The organism is Streptomyces sp. NBC_01445 (assembly GCF_035918235.1).
Classification (GTDB): Bacteria; Actinomycetota; Actinomycetes; order Streptomycetales; family Streptomycetaceae; genus Streptomyces.
This window is the reverse complement of record NZ_CP109485.1, coordinates 6,252,074-6,267,374: the sequence shown is the minus strand read 5'-3', so window position 1 is coordinate 6,267,374 and position 15,301 is coordinate 6,252,074. Positions and strand designations below refer to the sequence as shown.

At 65.3% G+C, this 15,301-nt stretch carries 11 protein-coding genes and 1 pseudogene; 3 read left to right on the top strand and 9 right to left on the bottom strand.

All coding sequences use genetic code 11. From position 1 onward, the window contains the following. Positions 1-524: 524 nt before the first annotated feature. Entirely contained in the window at positions 525-1,154 is a 630-nt protein-coding gene (locus OG574_RS28515; protein WP_326775528.1) for a TetR/AcrR family transcriptional regulator C-terminal ligand-binding domain-containing protein, read from the bottom strand. 496 nt (positions 1,155-1,650) lie between these two features. Between OG574_RS28515 and OG574_RS28510 the strand changes: the two genes are divergently transcribed. Next, positions 1,651-2,082 carry a hypothetical protein gene (locus tag OG574_RS28510; protein ID WP_326775527.1) on the top strand — a complete coding sequence of 144 codons (432 nt, stop codon included), beginning with the start codon at positions 1,651-1,653 and terminating at the stop codon, positions 2,080-2,082. A 111-nt stretch (positions 2,083-2,193) separates the two neighbouring features. On the opposite strand, the gene OG574_RS28505 is transcribed toward OG574_RS28510, so the two are convergent. Together OG574_RS28505 and OG574_RS28500 are read right to left on the bottom strand one after the other, a co-directional pair. Beyond that, positions 2,194-2,394 carry a DUF397 domain-containing protein gene (locus OG574_RS28505; RefSeq protein ID WP_326775526.1) on the bottom strand — a complete coding sequence of 67 codons (201 nt, stop codon included), beginning with the start codon at positions 2,392-2,394 and terminating at the stop codon, positions 2,194-2,196. Next, a complete protein-coding gene (locus tag OG574_RS28500; RefSeq protein ID WP_326775525.1) occupies positions 2,391-3,269 on the bottom strand; it encodes a helix-turn-helix domain-containing protein in 879 nt (292 codons plus the stop codon). The genes OG574_RS28505 and OG574_RS28500 overlap by 4 nt, the downstream gene beginning before the upstream one ends. 124 nt (positions 3,270-3,393) lie before the next feature. Between OG574_RS28500 and OG574_RS28495 the strand changes: the two genes are divergently transcribed. Then, entirely contained in the window at positions 3,394-3,798 is a 405-nt protein-coding gene (locus OG574_RS28495; protein ID WP_326775524.1) for an ATP-binding protein, read from the top strand. A 278-nt stretch (positions 3,799-4,076) separates the two neighbouring features. Here OG574_RS28495 and OG574_RS28490 read toward each other — a convergent pair whose 3' ends face one another. Further along, on the bottom strand, positions 4,077-5,315 hold the full coding sequence (locus OG574_RS28490) for an IS256 family transposase (protein WP_326775523.1): 1,239 nt from the start codon (positions 5,313-5,315) through the stop codon (positions 4,077-4,079). Positions 5,316-6,397: 1,082 nt separating this feature from the next. Here OG574_RS28490 and OG574_RS28485 point away from each other — a divergent pair. Then, a pseudogene (locus OG574_RS28485) lies at positions 6,398-6,963 on the top strand (Uma2 family endonuclease). Between the two features lie 552 nt (positions 6,964-7,515). Here OG574_RS28485 and OG574_RS28480 read toward each other — a convergent pair. The 5 genes from OG574_RS28480 to OG574_RS28460 all read right to left on the bottom strand — a co-directional run bounded on the left by OG574_RS28480 (position 7,516) and on the right by OG574_RS28460 (position 15,289). After that, complete coding sequence (locus OG574_RS28480) at positions 7,516-8,166, bottom strand: hypothetical protein (protein ID WP_326775522.1); 651 nt, start codon at positions 8,164-8,166, stop codon at positions 7,516-7,518. Positions 8,167-8,168: 2 nt separating this feature from the next. Continuing rightward, a complete protein-coding gene (locus OG574_RS28475) occupies positions 8,169-10,439 on the bottom strand; it encodes a DUF6571 family protein (RefSeq protein WP_326775521.1) in 2,271 nt (756 codons plus the stop codon). Positions 10,440-10,450: 11 nt separating this feature from the next. After that, the gene (locus OG574_RS28470; RefSeq protein ID WP_326775520.1) at positions 10,451-10,900 is read right to left on the bottom strand and encodes a hypothetical protein; all 450 of its coding nucleotides are present in this window, start codon (positions 10,898-10,900) and stop codon (positions 10,451-10,453) included. A 744-nt stretch (positions 10,901-11,644) separates the two neighbouring features. Next, entirely contained in the window at positions 11,645-13,024 is a 1,380-nt protein-coding gene (mycP, locus tag OG574_RS28465) for a type VII secretion-associated serine protease mycosin (protein WP_326775519.1), read from the bottom strand. A gap of 1,662 nt (positions 13,025-14,686) precedes the next feature. Continuing rightward, on the bottom strand, positions 14,687-15,289 hold the full coding sequence (locus OG574_RS28460) for a hypothetical protein (RefSeq protein ID WP_326775518.1): 603 nt from the start codon (positions 15,287-15,289) through the stop codon (positions 14,687-14,689). Positions 15,290-15,301 lie beyond the last annotated feature (12 nt).

Sequence of the window (15,301 nt, the reverse complement as noted above, 5' to 3'; positions counted from 1 at the left end):
CGGCGAGGGCCTGGACGACGGTCGACTCGCAGGCGAACGCGGTCATGACGCCGGTCGCACGAGTCAGGAGCCATGACGCCGGTTGCAATTGTGGGGCTGGGCAGCACCCACCGTCATCGAGTCCAAAGAGCGAACATCACGTCGGCCGCACAGGGCCCCGTGTCAGATACGGGGCCCCACCGACCACTCCTGCCACCCCCGTGACGCGGCAGTGCCGCCTCACCATAGGCCTGGACCACTGCAATTCCATCGTGCGGCCACTGAATGACCACCGGGCTTCCGCAAACGGAATGAGGGCCGCCCAGCCACGGGGGAAGCCGGGCGGCCCTCGTACTCAAGAGTAAGTACGCAGGAGAGGGAGCGGGCCGTCAGATGGCCGAAGTTTGCTCGATCTGCACGCCCGGCGCGCGACCGTCACACCACGTCTGCGCTGGTCATCGCCATGAATGAGCCGTGCGGGCGGCACCGCGAAGCCGCACCGGTTCGGCCGGAGTCGTTCGGTCGTCAGCAACGACACCTCCGGCCTACTCAGGCCCCTCCCCGCCATCCACCCCACCGAACACCCCACCACAAGCGGACCGATATGCCGCCTCGGCGCTCGCAGCAACGAGCCGCTCATCGATGTCCCCGCGCATGATGAGCAACCGGTAGTAGAAGGGCGCGCTCAGCGCCGCGATGACTTCGTAGGCATCGGTATCCGGAGGGACCTCGCCCCGATCGATGGCGCGACGCACCAACTGCGTCACGACCTCGGTGCGCGCGACGAAAGCGCCGCGGACAAGATCCGCGATGTGAGGGTCGTACGCGGCGGCCGCCACCATCGCCTCGACGAGGTTGCGACTGCGCGGCAGGGCGTGGAACCCGGCGATGGCCTCGGCCAGTTCGTACAGGTCCTGACGGAACTCACCGGAGTCCGGTGTGGCGATCGTCTTGCTGTGCTGGGCCATCAGATCGACGACGACCCCCTCGACGCTGCGCCAGCGGCGCCTGATCGTCGAGACGTGCACACCCGAACGCGCCGCGAGCTTGTCGAGGGTGAGCGCGCCGAACCCGGTCTCGTCGAGTTCGTGCAGCGCGGCCGCGAGGACGGCCGCGCGGGTGCGGGCCGTACGTCCGCCGGGACGGGCGGAGCCGTGCTGTGGTCGCTCAGTCATCGACGCCAATCTAGACGCCGCGGCACCAAGGCAAACGCCGAGCCGCCGGGCAGACCCCAAGCCGGACCCCCACCGGACAGCGATCCGACGGTCACCAGATCTTCACGTGCGGTCAGGGCGATTCTCACCGAATTCGCTTTGCGCGGCCGACCGGCTCCGGATAGCGTGGCCACACCTTAATGCGCGGCAAGGAGCATTAGCGCGTGGCGCATGGGTGTACGGGGGACGTGAGTCGAGGCCGAACCGGCTCACACAACGGGGGATATCGGGGGATATCGTCACCACTGCTGCGCCGGCCAACGTCGCGCGGCAGTGGTGGCGCCACGGCCGCGCCAAAGACCTCACCGCGCCGTGCAGCCACGACAGCGGCACCTCTCCCTCTCACCGGAGCCACCTCGCACCGGTGGTGATCTCTACGGCACCTGCACCCGCGACAGCGTGGCCCGGAGCTCCGGTCCCAGGCCGCCCCACACCGCAGAGAGGGCACAAGCCAGCCATGCGCACCATCCGCAGGAAGATCGCCATGACCGCGACCGGCCTCTTGGGCGCCGCGGCCCTGTTGACCACCAGCGCCGTGAACGCCCACGCTGACTACACCGACATCACGTTCAAGATGTACCCGGGCAAGATCAGCACCATCATCATCTACGCCGACGGCAAACAGGCCGGCCGAGTCAACTGGGTGGCCGACCCCTACGAGGGCAGCCCTAAGGGCGACTACCTGTGCGCCGTCGACGACCGGTCGGACGGCTATTACGTCAAGGGCACCCTCACCACCGGCCGCACGGCCAGCACGAACGGCAAGCCGTCACCGGGCTCGGACTGCCAGGGAGGAAACCTCCCCGAGAACCACGGCTACGGCCTGAAGGCCTGCCTGGAAAACCACTACGTACGCGCCTGCTCGACCGAGTACTACGTCCACTCCTGACCGACCGCGCTACTCCACGCGTCCGCACCCCGGGCTGCCCGCCTCAACCGGGTGGCCCGGACCTCACAGCGATACGCACTCGACCTGAGTCTTCGACCCGTGGCTTCGAAGTCACCACGCAGCGACGAAGGCGGACCAGGCCGCAGCGGAAACGGCAAGGCGGCACTTCTGGGGGGCCTTGGAATCGCGAACGAGGATGCTCAAGGGAGTGGTGGCGACCTCGACACACTCGTTGCTGTTGCCGCTGTCGCTGTAGCTGCTCTTGAACCAGACCAGTTCGGAGCTGTCCCCGACAGAGGACTTGCAGATCATGTCTCTCCCAGAACTTGCTCGATGAAGGCCAGAGTCTCCCGCGGGGTGAACGCCTGGGCCCGGATGATGCCACACCGGAGTTCGATGACCCGGAGATGCTTCGGCTCCGCGAGCGGACGATTGCCGAACTCTCCTTCGCAGCGCCCGACAGCCGAACCGTCCCCGAACTTCATCACCTCCATCTCGCCACCCATCCCAGCGTGATCGTCGCGGTCCGTCGGCATCACCTGGATCTCGACGTTGCGCAACTGTCCCAGCCTCAACAGGTGTTCGAGCTGACGGCGCAGAACCATCTTGCCCCCGATCGGCCGCCGCAGAGTCACCTCTTCCTGGACGAAACTGAGCGAAGGGGCAGGCACTCTATCAAAGATCGAATGCCGGTCCACCCGCGCGCTCACCAGCCGCTCGACCTCTTCCTGCGAGTACGAGGGCCTCCGCCGCTCGAACAGTGCCCGCGCGTATTCCTCGGTCTGCAACAAGCCATGCAGGTTGTGGCAGCCATACGCCGCGATCTCGACGGCTTGCGCCTCCAGCTTGGCGAGCTCCCGCACCCGCTTCGGATACCGGGACCTGGCAACATCTCGCTTCATCGCCGAGATCTTCCCGCCCGCGCCCAGGACTTGGTCGGCCCGGTCAAGGAACTCGGGCCGCGGGATCCTCGCCCCACGCTCGATCTTGTAGACGAGATTCTCGCCGTACCCCACCGCCGCCGCGAACTCTGCGGGCCGCATCCCCGCAGTCTCGCGCCACAACTTGAGCTGCCTCCCCACAGCCTCTACGACGGCCACCCCCGCGTCGTCATCGGGATCAACGTCCCACCCCGACTCGCCCGTGTGTTCCCTACGTTCCGCGTGTCCCGCCCGCTCCGCGCTCATACGCGCCCCCTCCCCCACCGGTCACGGGTACACCCGGTACAGCCCTGTACAAAGCCTGGACAGTCACTGAACGTACCGGCGTCATCACTGTTCAGCCTATGCACGTCTGGCCGCGCTGGGTGACATGAACGACGACGAACCCACCTTCACGATCCGCCTGTCGGCTACGCCCAGAGGCGCACGCCTCGCCCGCCGACTGACAGTCCAGCAACTCATTGACTGGACCTGCCCGTTCGAGACGGCGGAGCGACTGGTGGCCGAACTGGCCAACAACGCGATCACCCACGGCCGCGTACCAGGCCGGGACTTCCGCCTGACGCTCAAACTCACACCGAGGAACACGCTACGTATCGAGGTGACAGACACACGGGGTGACTCCACGCCACTGCCACTCCCCCACCACCCGCCCCTGGACGCCGAGTCAGGCCGAGGGCTGGTCCTCATCGAGGCCCTGGCAGACCACTGGGGCACAACCCTCGGCCCGATGCCCACCAAATCGGTCTGGGCAGAATTAGACGTATCGAAGTGACTCTGTCCGCATCGAGGAACTCACGACGCGGTGGCCCGATCCCCGGACCGCCCCGCGATCAAAAGCCAAGAATCCCGGGAGAGGACCTTCCCCAACCTCCCCCAAACCCCCGCCTCGAGGCCTCCCCGCCTCGCCCTCACCCACAAGAGTGATCACGCTCAACTCGGCTTGCGCACAAGCTGCTTCACGCACCAGTCTCAGCGAAACAACCCCACAAACACTTGGTCACGTCCGCGGGAGTGGTGTATCGACGGCCACTCGGTGATCTCGTTTTGAGGCTAGGCGGTGAGTTCGGTGGGCAAGACGGTCTCGTCGGTTTCTGACTCGATCGGGTGGAGGCGGGTCTTGGCGAGGAGGTCGAGTCCCATGTAGCGGCGGGCCTCGGTCCATTCGTCGTTCTGCTCGGCCAGGACCGCGCCGACCAGGCGGATCACGGCGGCGCGGTCGGGGAAGATGCCGACCACGTCGGTGCGGCGCCGGATTTCCTTGTTCAGCCGCTCCTGGGGATTGTTCGACCAGATCTGCCGCCAGATCTCACGCGGGAACGCGGTGAACGCCAGGAGATCGTGCTGGGCGGTGTCCAAGTGGGTTGCTGCCTTGGGGAACTTGGCCTCCAGCGCGTCCAGAACGTGCCGCATCTGGGCCTGGACGGCGTCGCTGTCGGGCTGCTCGAACACCGTCCGCAGCAAGGTGGCCACCCAGGGCTGGGCCGATTTCGGAACCTGGCTGAGCAGGTTGCGGGCGTAATGCGTGCGGCATCGTTGCCACGAAGCTCCGGGCAGGACCGCGCCGATCGCGGCGACGAGGCCGGTGTGGGCGTCGGAGACGACCAGCTGGACGCCGGACAGGCCGCGAGCGGTCAGGGAGCGCAGGAAGGCGAGCCAGCCGGCGCCGTCCTCGGCCGTGGCGACGTCGATACCGAGGATCTCGCGGTGTCCGTCCGCGTTGACGCCGACCGCGATCAGCGCGTGGACGTTGATGATGCGGCCGCCCTCGCGGACCTTCTGGGTCAGCGCGTCGACCCAGATGAACGCATACGGCCCGGCGTCGAGTGGTCGGTTGCGGAACGCGGCGACCTGTTCGTCCAGGTGCTTGGCCATCGAACTGACCTGGGACTTCGACAGCTGGGTGACGCCCAGCGACTCGGCGAGCTTCTCGACCCTGCGGGTGGAGACGCCCAGCAGGTAGGCGGTGGCGACGACCGAGATGAGGGCCTGTTCGGCCCGTCGGCGCCGTTCGAGAAGCCAGTGCGGAAAGTAACTGCCCTGACGCAGCTTGGGGACGGCTAGTTCGACAGTCCCGGCGCGGGTGTCCCACTCGCGTGGGCGGTAGCCGTTGCGGTGGTTGACGCGTTCGTCGCTGACCTGCCCGTATTCGGCGTTGCAGAGGGTGTCAGCCTCGGCGGACATGAGTGCGTCGGCGAACGTTTTGACCATCGCGCGCAGCAGATCGGGACTCGCCGCGGCGAGGTTGTCTTCCGCGAGGGCGTGCAGGGGCAGACTGTCTGGTGCGGTCATCGTGCTGATCTCCTTCGAGGCTTCGTCACTTCGAAGATCAGCCGGTGGCCGTTCGTCTATGCGGATCTCATTCCGATGCCGGAGCAAACCCCCGGATCAGGTCGAACCCGTACACCACTTCCCTGGACGCAACCAAACACTTCGGCCCCCGCCGGGACTGGCATCCCGAGGCGAGGGCCTAACCACCCAGGAAGCAGAACCTTCCCGATGGCTGTTCAGCAGCTTAACGCGCCCCCGTGCGCCGAGCCGGATGTTCCCTCAGGGACAACCCCCGCCGGCGGAATCCACCACATCAACCGCCGCCACCCCGACCGCTACACGATCGTCGGCAACCACCTGGTCCAACACCGCCAACTCTCCCTGACGGCCATCGGATTGGCGGCGCACATCCAGTCGCTCCCACGCGGAGCCAGCGCCACGATCAAGACTCTGGCGGCCCGCTTCCCGGAGGGCGAGGTCCGCATCGCGGCGGCGTTACGCGAACTGGAAGCACACGGCTACCTGACGCGAACCCGCGAACGCCTGGCATCAGGCCAAGTGATCACACGCACGACGTCGTACAACAACCCACCGGCGATGATCGGCAGTTCAGGGCCAAAGTCCTCGCGGAAACCCCACACTCCGGCGACTGCCCCGCGCCCAAATCTGCCACTCACCCCGTCAACACCACCGGTCGCGACCCTCAAGCACTCAACGCGCTCCACCTCCTCCGACCCGGCAGTGTCACTCCTCGCAGACCTACGCCGCGACGACCCCCGCCTCCTGCTCGCAACCCGCGACGTACACCGCCTGGCGCCCGCGGTGACCACATGGATGGACCGCGGCATCACGCCGGAGGCAATCCGCCGAACCCTCACAGCCGGCCTCCCATCGGAACCCCTCCGCAGCCCAGCAGCCCTCCTGTCCCACCGCCTGACGGAACTCCTCCCACCACCCCTGCCCGCACGCCCACCAACGGCCCCGACCCCACCCCGCCCGGCCCCACTCCAGAACTGCGGCGGCTGCGACCGCGCATTCCGCTCCCCAGAACCAGGCAAATGCGCCACATGCCGCGCCTGCTTGCCAGAGGCCGCGTGACCGAAATGGCTCCCGAACACCGCAATATCCACCGCTACTTGGCAATGCGGGAGCTGCTCCACAGGCTGGACGGCACGCTTCCCGGCAGGCTGGAGATCACCTGGGAGGGAATCACCTGCGACGCAACGACGCCCAATGCCCCCCCCACGAGCTGACAGTGCTCCGCATCAGGAGACTCCTGGAGCAGGCAATTCCAAATGGCCTGGTGGCCTACACCGGAATGCCCGACGTGGAGGACGAGCCCAACCAGATCCTGCGCCGCCCGGACATCATGGTGATCGCCGAGGCCGACATGGAGGGCGAGGGCGCATTCGATCCACGCACCCTGCTGGCTGCCATCGAGGTCGTCTCACACTCCAACCCGGACAACGACTGGGTAGGCAAGATGAGGGACTACCCGCTCCTGGGCATCTCCGCCTACGTGATCTTCGATCCTCGAACGGGCACCGGCGCCGTCATGACAGACATCCACCCCACGCCTGAGGGCACCCGCAAGGACTTCGTGTACGGCGAGACTGTCACCGTCGCCGACTGGACAATCCCCACGGACACACTCCCCCGCTACCCCTGACCATCCGCTCACTCCTCACGCCGGGTGCTCACGCGCCGTTGTGAGATCACGGCCCGCTTACCACCGTAGGGCGCGTTCGGATTGTGCTGAACCGCTGCATAGGGCGGCGCAGGGGGCTGCATGCTCCGGCGTTCGCGGCGTGCGCTGCCGGGACTGCGATGCCGCATCAATAAGTGCGGCGCCGCCCATGCCCATCCACAAGGGGTGTTGCTGTCGCCATCCCTGGACGCCGCGCCGGCGAGGCGGGCTTGCCGAGTCCGGGGCCCCGGAAGGGGCGGTGGACGATGACTTGGCGGCTGCGACGGGGTAGGCCGGGAACGGGGACTTTCTGCCCTCAGGGCTGACGGCCTCCAAAGAATGAGGACGTGACGGACGCAGCCCCTGCTACGACGACTCCTCGCCCGGCGAGAGGCTGCCCCTGGAAGGTCACCGCCGTCGTGATGGGAATTCTCCTCGCCCTCGCCGGGGCCGACAAGGAATCCGGTTCAGTTCACTCACCTGTCTGACCCCGGGGCCCGCCACTGAGCTTCATCGAGGACCTGAACTCCACCGTCACCCGACCGAGGAGGGCGGTTCCGAAGGAATGGCCGGCTTGTTCTGACACCCCAGGGCCCGCGCCATCACTTGCGTTGAATGCAAGAGGTGCTTCATGTGCTCTCGGGCTGACGTATCACCAGTGAGGGTATCTGTCATCACCCCGGCCAGCGGCGTCTCGTCCAGCTGCTGAGGCGGTGTACCCGAAATCTTGCACCTGACATACACCCCGTACTCGGCCTTACCGTGGACGCCCTGCCGTTGATGAAGTTTCACATCGGAGTTCAAAGACGTCATGGTCCCGTCCTCTTCGCCGGAATCGGAGTTGAACGGCACAGACGAAGGTCCGTACACGAGGGTGAACACCTTCTCCCTGCCCGAAACATAGCGTCTGACATCACAGATCTCCGCTGCCCAATTCTGGGCATCAGGATCATATGGCTTCATTTGCTTGTAATATTCCGAGCGCGCCTCCTTCAGGTCCGTACCGGAATTATCTGCATCAACTTCGAGCTTACCTGCTTTCCGTTCGAACCACGCCACGCCGGACGTTCCGAGCGCCTCTCCGCAAGCGCTCTTCGGAGACCCTGCCTCTTTGCCTCCATCAGTACAAGCGGTCATCACGAGAGCCATCATTATCGGGAAAAGCATGTGAACGGGTTTTTTCATGCTTAGAATCCTCGAGCATCATCGGTATCGCTGCGCGCCGCACCCCTGTTGTAAGCGTTTTCGGCTTCCACCGATAGATCCCAGACGTCATCGTCTTTCTTTCCGTGCGCTTGCGCATAATTCAGAAGTGGCGTCATAGCATTATGTTGACCGGTGTTCTTGGCCTTATCAATGCTCTCAATCGCGTCCTGCTTGTTGTCGAACTCGTTCGCCTTGAGCCAATCGAGCGTCTCGTTCCCCGCCTGAGTTTCCGCAGCCCCTCCGACAACCTCGAAGGCCAACGGGACGGCGATCGCTGCTGCGGCATGAGTAGGAATGATCACTTCTGAGGCGACACCCACAGTCGTGCCCACTACAGCACCGGTGAAGAAATCACGCCATGCCCCCTGTTTCTCCAGCTCTCTATTGGCCGCATCCTTCGCTTCGCCATATTCGTTGCCAATGCTCTCGAAACGCGCTTGGTCAAGCAGGCCATGCATCATGATGCTGTGCATGGCTACACGCTTCACGTCCCCTTCATCGTCTCCCTGGGCGACCATCAGGCTGGTCCCGTATGCCTGCTGCGCCGCAGAGACAGTGTTGTAGGACCCTTCATCGCTTCCTAGAGCCCGAAGGAAGTTCGTTGCGTTCTGCGAACCGAAGTCCTGGAGATGATGCTCGGCATTGCCGAAGCGACTGTTGCGACCATTATCTCCGGAACTACCCCCGAAATCAGCTTCCGAATAGTTGATACTGTCGATATTCCCAGCCGCGATGTTCGCAAGGCTGTCACGTATCCCCGGCTGCTTGTCTATGGTCTCTGCCGAATTATAGTTACTCACGACTCTTGAGACGAGTTCGGTACGCGCTTCGCGCGCCGCGATCTGCTCCTCGGTCTTCATGGGCGGGATGTGAGGATCCTTGTCGTCGTAGTCATAACCCAAGGTTGCCGATTCGAGTGCGTGACCGAGGTATTTGAAGCCGGTCGGCTTCCCATCATCACCCATCGGCCACTTACGAGCGTCGTCGCCGTGGCCCACAAGATAATCCCAGTTGCTGACCTTTTTTCCGTCCTCAGAGGTGGATTCACCAAAGAAGTCGAGCGCGGCCTCTGGGTTGTGGCTCATTCCCTCCATATAGCCAGCAACAGGATCGTTCGCGGCCCCCGTAGGCGGGTAATTCAGGTTCGTGGTGTCGCGCCACATGACGTCAGGATCGCCATGGAATCCGCGTTCGAACTTAAGGAGCCCCTGCCCGTAGTCATGCATAAAGTCGGAATCGAACTTGCCTTTGCGCATCAAGCTGCTCGCGACCTGGAAGCCATACGGCCCCATAGGGAGACCCTGGATGGGGAAGGGCTTGCTTCCTGCAGCGATCACATCATGCTTCCAGTCCTGCATCGCCTGGCTGTTGCCGTGGGAAGCGTTGGCGAGGGTCATGCTGAGATTGTCCTGGACATGCGCCAGCAGCTTGGCCCGATCTCCATCTACTGCACCACCAGGCGGGGCAGCAAGGTCGCGCCAGAACTGGAGCGTGCCCTTTGCCCCCAGATCGGTGGCCAGCGTTTCGGTGAAGCCAGGGTTGTCACGCTGGTCCCTGAGGGAGTCGTTGTAACGCCTCAGCTCCGCGTCACTCCAGTCCTTTACGTCCCCCTCGCGGATCTTCTTGGCCCAGTACTTCGCATCCACCTCGCCCTGCTTGCGGTCGGCGTCCTTCAGACCGCTCACGCCCTGATCGGAGAAGTCGTATCCGTGCTTGGCGAAGCCCCGCAGCGCACGCGCGGCAATGCGGTCGTCCTCGTGCGCCTCCCAGAGGATGCGCTTGACCCTGGCCTGGGCCGCGTCCAGTTCGGCATCCGTAGGCTTGTGGATCTTGTCATCGTTGCCGGCGGCGGCGCCTGACGGGACCGCGGAGTGAGCTTCACCCTTTTCGTCGATATAAATGCTGCTCTTCGCCACATCATCGATCGCGGTTTTCAAGTCCGCCTTATGCTTCGTGAACGCTGCGTGCGCGTCACGCAAAATTGCGAGGACACTCTCGGCCTCTGTGACCACGTCGTCGAACTCCGAGGCCGTCTTGGTCACGAAGCTTTTACCGACAGTGGCGTTGACCCCGTTCCAATTCGCGGCTTCAGTGCGGGACTTGAGCTGCGCCGCGGTGACACCCGAGCCGCCTGCGTTGCCGCCATCGCCCGTTGCGAGATCCCGTAGCTTGCGGACCATATGTTCCCAGTCCGTGACCGCCGTCTTGAGCGTTCCAAGCCGCAAATTGGTGAGTTGCCCAGCTGTCAGCATGCCCGCCCCCGTCACTTGAGATAGTCCTGAATGCGCGAGGGAGTCATAAGGTGCCCCGTGGCGTCGCGCATGCCCATCTGGATGTGAACATCGTCCTTCGCGTGCTGGGCACGCGTGAAGTCGAGATGGTTCGAGATGTGGGCGCAAGCTTCCTTGAGCGTGGCCAGCTGAGTGTTCCACGCGTCGTGCAACTCGAGCAGGCCCGAACCCATGTCGAGGCCATCATTGAAGAGGTCGATCGAGGCGTCGAAGATGCTGGGGCGGGCGTAGTCGCCGTCGACCCTCAGCCGTTCGCGCAGGTCGTGTGCCATATTGCCAAGCTTGCCCAGTTCGTCATCGTGGACGACCAGGTCACCGTCCTCGCTCCGGCCGCCTCCCGGGCCTCCAGAGTTGAGCTGCAACTTCGCGGATTGCTTCTCCGCGGCTTTGGTCTTGAGCTGTTCCCACTCGTCCCACGCCATGACGTGAACCTTCCCCCGTACGTTGGTCGTTCATACAGACGCCTTCGCACCATGCACGTTAGCAACTGGCGTAGACGCCAGGCTGAGCCAGGGAGGAGAGCGCACACTATGCATAAGATTGTCGGCTCCCTCCCGACCTCACGCTTATGCACCAGGCTGTCTGCGGCGACAGCGTGCACGTCGACCCCACGCAGGGAGACGTGCGCGCACCGACATGGTGAAGGCCGTCATGGCCCTTCACCACGCATCAACATGAGGTGACGCAGCCCCCGCGACGACGACTTCCTGCCCGGCGCGCGGCCGCCCCTGGAAGGTCTCGGCCGTCTCGGGGGGGCGTCCTCCTGGTTCTGGCCGGGGTCGGCGCTTGGCTGCTGTGACCCGACGAGGAACCCGCCGTAGCGGTACCCGGGAAGGTGTGTGAGAAGTCGCTGTCCGGCGCGGCCGTGAAAGGACTGATGCCTGAGCGCCGCGAGGAGTTCCAGGAGAGGAACGCCTACAAGTTCGCCTCCGCCGGCCATAGTCAGGACGCCATGCAGGGCTGGGCACTTGGGCAGTGCCTGCTGACCGGCGGAGGGGCGAAAGCCGACGTCGAGTACCGCCTGCCTCCAGGGTGGCAACTACACCCACACCCACACCCACGCCAACGCCAACGCCGAGCGCGATGCCCGCAAGTCCGGCCATGCGCCGCTGATGCTCGGGGACGCGCTCGGGTACCTGAAGTGCAGGACGTCCCGGGTGGCCCTGTCAGGGCCCCTGATGAGGGCTGTGCTGGTTGCCGTTCGACGGAGGCGTCGCATACGGCTGTTGGTTGGTGAACTGCGGCGCCCCGTAGGGCTGTCCCTGGTACGGCGGCTGGGCCGGAGGGTACGGCGGCGAGGCCTGCTGGGCCGCCGCCCGGCGCCTACTACGGGTGACCGCAACAGCGGTCGCGGCACCAGCGACTACAAGCGCGCCTACGCCAATGCCAATCCAGAGCGTGGTGTTGCTGTCGTCGCCCTTCGATACGGCGGCCGGCGCGGCGGAGTTGGTGCCGCCCGGGGCCTGAGCACCTTTGGAAGGCTTGGCCGACGGCGACTTGGACGCTGCGACGGGGTAGTCCGGGAGCGGGTACTTGTCGGCCGGGCCCGGGTCGCCCGGGGTCTTCAGGGCGATGCGGGGGCGGACGATTCCGTAGCCGATGAAGTCGCTGCGCTTCGCTCCGCTGGTGGGGCCACCGATGGTGTTGAGCATGACCCGGAGGACCTGGTTGTTGGTCCAGTTCGGGTGCTTGGCCCAGATCAGGGCGGCGCTGGCGGAAGCAAGGGCGGTGGCATCACTTGTGCCGTGGCTTTTACAGAGGCCTGTCGCGCTCGACTTACTCCCGCAGGCGTGGACCATTTCATCCCCTGGAGCCGCCATGTCCACCTGCGCGCCGTGAGTGGATTCGGCCGTCACGCCAAGGTCCTTACCGACGGCACCCACGCCCACCACCCCTGGAGTGGCAGCCGGGTATTCCACCGTGTTTCCGCCCTTACCGTCATTACCGGAGGACGCGAAGATCAGTGAACCCTTCTTCAACGCATAATCCACTGCACCCGTGAGCTTGTCCGACCCCGACAAGACGCCCTGGGAGATGTTGATGACCTTGGCGCCATGGTCCACCGCGTACCGGATTGCCTTGGGAGCAAGCCGGTTGAATACTTCAGCGGATTGGTACTGGTTTCCCAGCTTGGCGCCATCCGGCATACGAATCGGAAGGATCTTGGCTCCCGGTGCAAGTCCGAAGGAGCCCTGGCCACCGCCGTGCGCTCCAGTCGCGGCAATCAACCCCGCCATGCCGGTGCCATGGCCTCCAAAGTCTGTGTGCTCGTCACCCGCCTCTTTGGGAGCCAGGTTTAGGCCGTCCAACACTCGCCCCTGCAGATCGGCGTTGTTCGGGTCCACACCTGTGTCGATTACCGCAACAGTGACGCCTTCGCCCTTACTGGTACGCCACATACTCTCCGCCTTCATGACGGTGAGGTACCACTGCTCGTCGCGAGTCGAGTCCGCGAAGGCAGGCGCCGTTGCGCCACCCACCAACAGCAAACCGAGGGCTGCCGAGGAGACGGCTCGGCGGCCGTACCGACTTCTGCTGGTGGGCATGTGCCTACCTCTCGCTGTTCTTCGGAGCGTTGTCGATGACCGGAGGCACAGTGCCGCGGTCGTCCGGCTGCCAGGTCTCTTCGTCCTCCACGAGGTAGTCGGGGCGCTCGCCCCTGTCTTCATCGTGGCGCCCATTGGGATGGGCTCCATGAGGTGTCATGCCGTTGCGGCCGGCCTGGCTCGCGCCGCGACTCTCCTCCGACGGGGTCCCGGCCGCGGCGGCGCCCTGGCCTCGTACCAGCCCTGAGCCGCCTGAACTGAAGGAACGGGTGTTGGCACGGCCCTGCTGTTGCGGGCGGCCACCGACGATGCCACCGTTTTCGCCCGTCGCTCCCGACACTCGGCGGCCGTGGGACCCACCGCGGGAACCCCCATTGGTGCCCGCGACCGTAGGCTTGGCACCCATCGGTCCCTGCCCCGGGGTGCCCCGACCACCCGTCGTGCCTTCCGTGCCGCCCATCACTCTGCCACGAGGAATTCCCGTTGTGGGCTTGCCCGTTGTGGGCTGGGGGCGACCACCCGCCACTCCGTTGCTGGTCGGCAGGCGACCCGGAGTGCCGGGGGTTCCTGCCCGCCCCGTGGCTGTAGCACTCTGGCCCGGCATCATCGGCCCACGTGCACCCGGGAGCGTCGGGCGACCCGTGCCGCTCGTCCCGGGCGGGGTTCCGGTCCGGGACGTTCCTCCAGTGGAGCTCTGAGGCGCGGAGCCACGTGCGGTGAAGTTCGGTCCGGTGCCGCGTCCGTTGGTGAGGCCTCGTCCCCCGCCGTAGGCCGGAGGCATCCCCACGACAGGAGGCGTGCCGGAAGGGCCCGGTACATTCGGTCCAGCCTGTACGGGGCCCGTCGTGGTCGGGTGGGTCGGTGAAACCTCGGGCAGTGTCCCCACGGTGTCGATGCCCATTTGCGTGGGGGGATCGTCAATGCTCGGGACCGCGCGCTCCGGCGTGACCGAACCCCGGTGTACCGAGGCCGTACTGGAACCAGTCGCGTGTCCGGTTGCTCCGGCCACAGAGCCGACGTCACCGGTTCCGGAGGACGCCTGAGCAGACCCTCCTCCATACCCATGCCCGGTGGACGAGTCTCGCTCGAAGTGCTCCGGCACAAACGCCTGAGGCGGCGGCGGAAACTTCGGCCTGGGCAAGCTGTCCATCTGCGTAGAGGACAGCGAATATGCCTGCCCCAGCTTCCGCATCTCACCGGCGGCTTCCTGCCGGACCTTCTCCTTGTTCGCCGCGATCGCCTGTAGTTCGCTCGACGACTTGCTCGCGACGGCCGCGGCGTCCGGGTCGTTGTGGGCTGCGGTCGCCGCGTCCAGGTTCGCCTTGGCGCCAGCCTTGTCACGCGGGATGGATGCCTGGGCGGTGCCGATCGCCTCCGACGCACGGGTCAGCCACGTCGACGAATCATGGCTGAAATCACCCAGCGCCAAAGTCGAATTGGCCAGGTCTCCCGACCAGGTGCGGAACGCCTCGGCGCCCTCGCCCTTCCACTTCACCCACTGGGGGCGGACCTTCAGGTCTTCAGCAATCGAATGGATCTCCTTGGCGGCTGCCTTTAGTTTTTCGGCAGCGGCCTGCACCGATCCTGAGTTCGCTTTATCGAGCCACTCCAGCATCGCCTCGTGGCTCATGCCCTCGAACGGGTCGGTGAAGTCTCGTGGCATCAGGCAGCTCCATGCTTGTTACCAGCACTGGGCGTCGACTCGGGCTTGGGCGACGAGGTGCCCGCATCACCGGACTTGCCCTTCGTGTCCTCCGTGCCGATCTCATCCATCTTCGGCCCCTCACCGTGATGCCACAGCCGGGACTTCTCCGGGTCGTAGTCGCCCCCGTAGTGGTCCTTCGTCTCCGCGCTGATCGCCGCCATCCGGTCACGGATGTCGACGTCGATGTTCGCGTACCCCTTGTGCGAGGCGAGCACCGCGATGCCCATTCCCTCTATGGAGTCAGAGAGCACCTTCGACAGCTTCTCCAGCTCCGTGAGCACCGTCTGGTACGACGTGAACAGGCCGTCCGCCGCGCCCCAGCCGGCTGCGCCTCCGCCGAACTGGTGGCGGCTGAGCGGCTCTTGGCCGATCTTCTGGGGGCCGGCGTCGGAGCCCTTCAAGTCCTTGATCAACTGATCAACCCGCTGCTGGAACTTAGTGAACGACTCCAGCTCGGTGACGATGTCCCCCACCGCCGCCTGCGCAGCCGCCACCGCGCCGAGAATGCCGAAGGATGCCCATGGCGATCCCCCGCCGCCGTCACCCGTGTCCTCTGCCATCGCGTCCTCCCC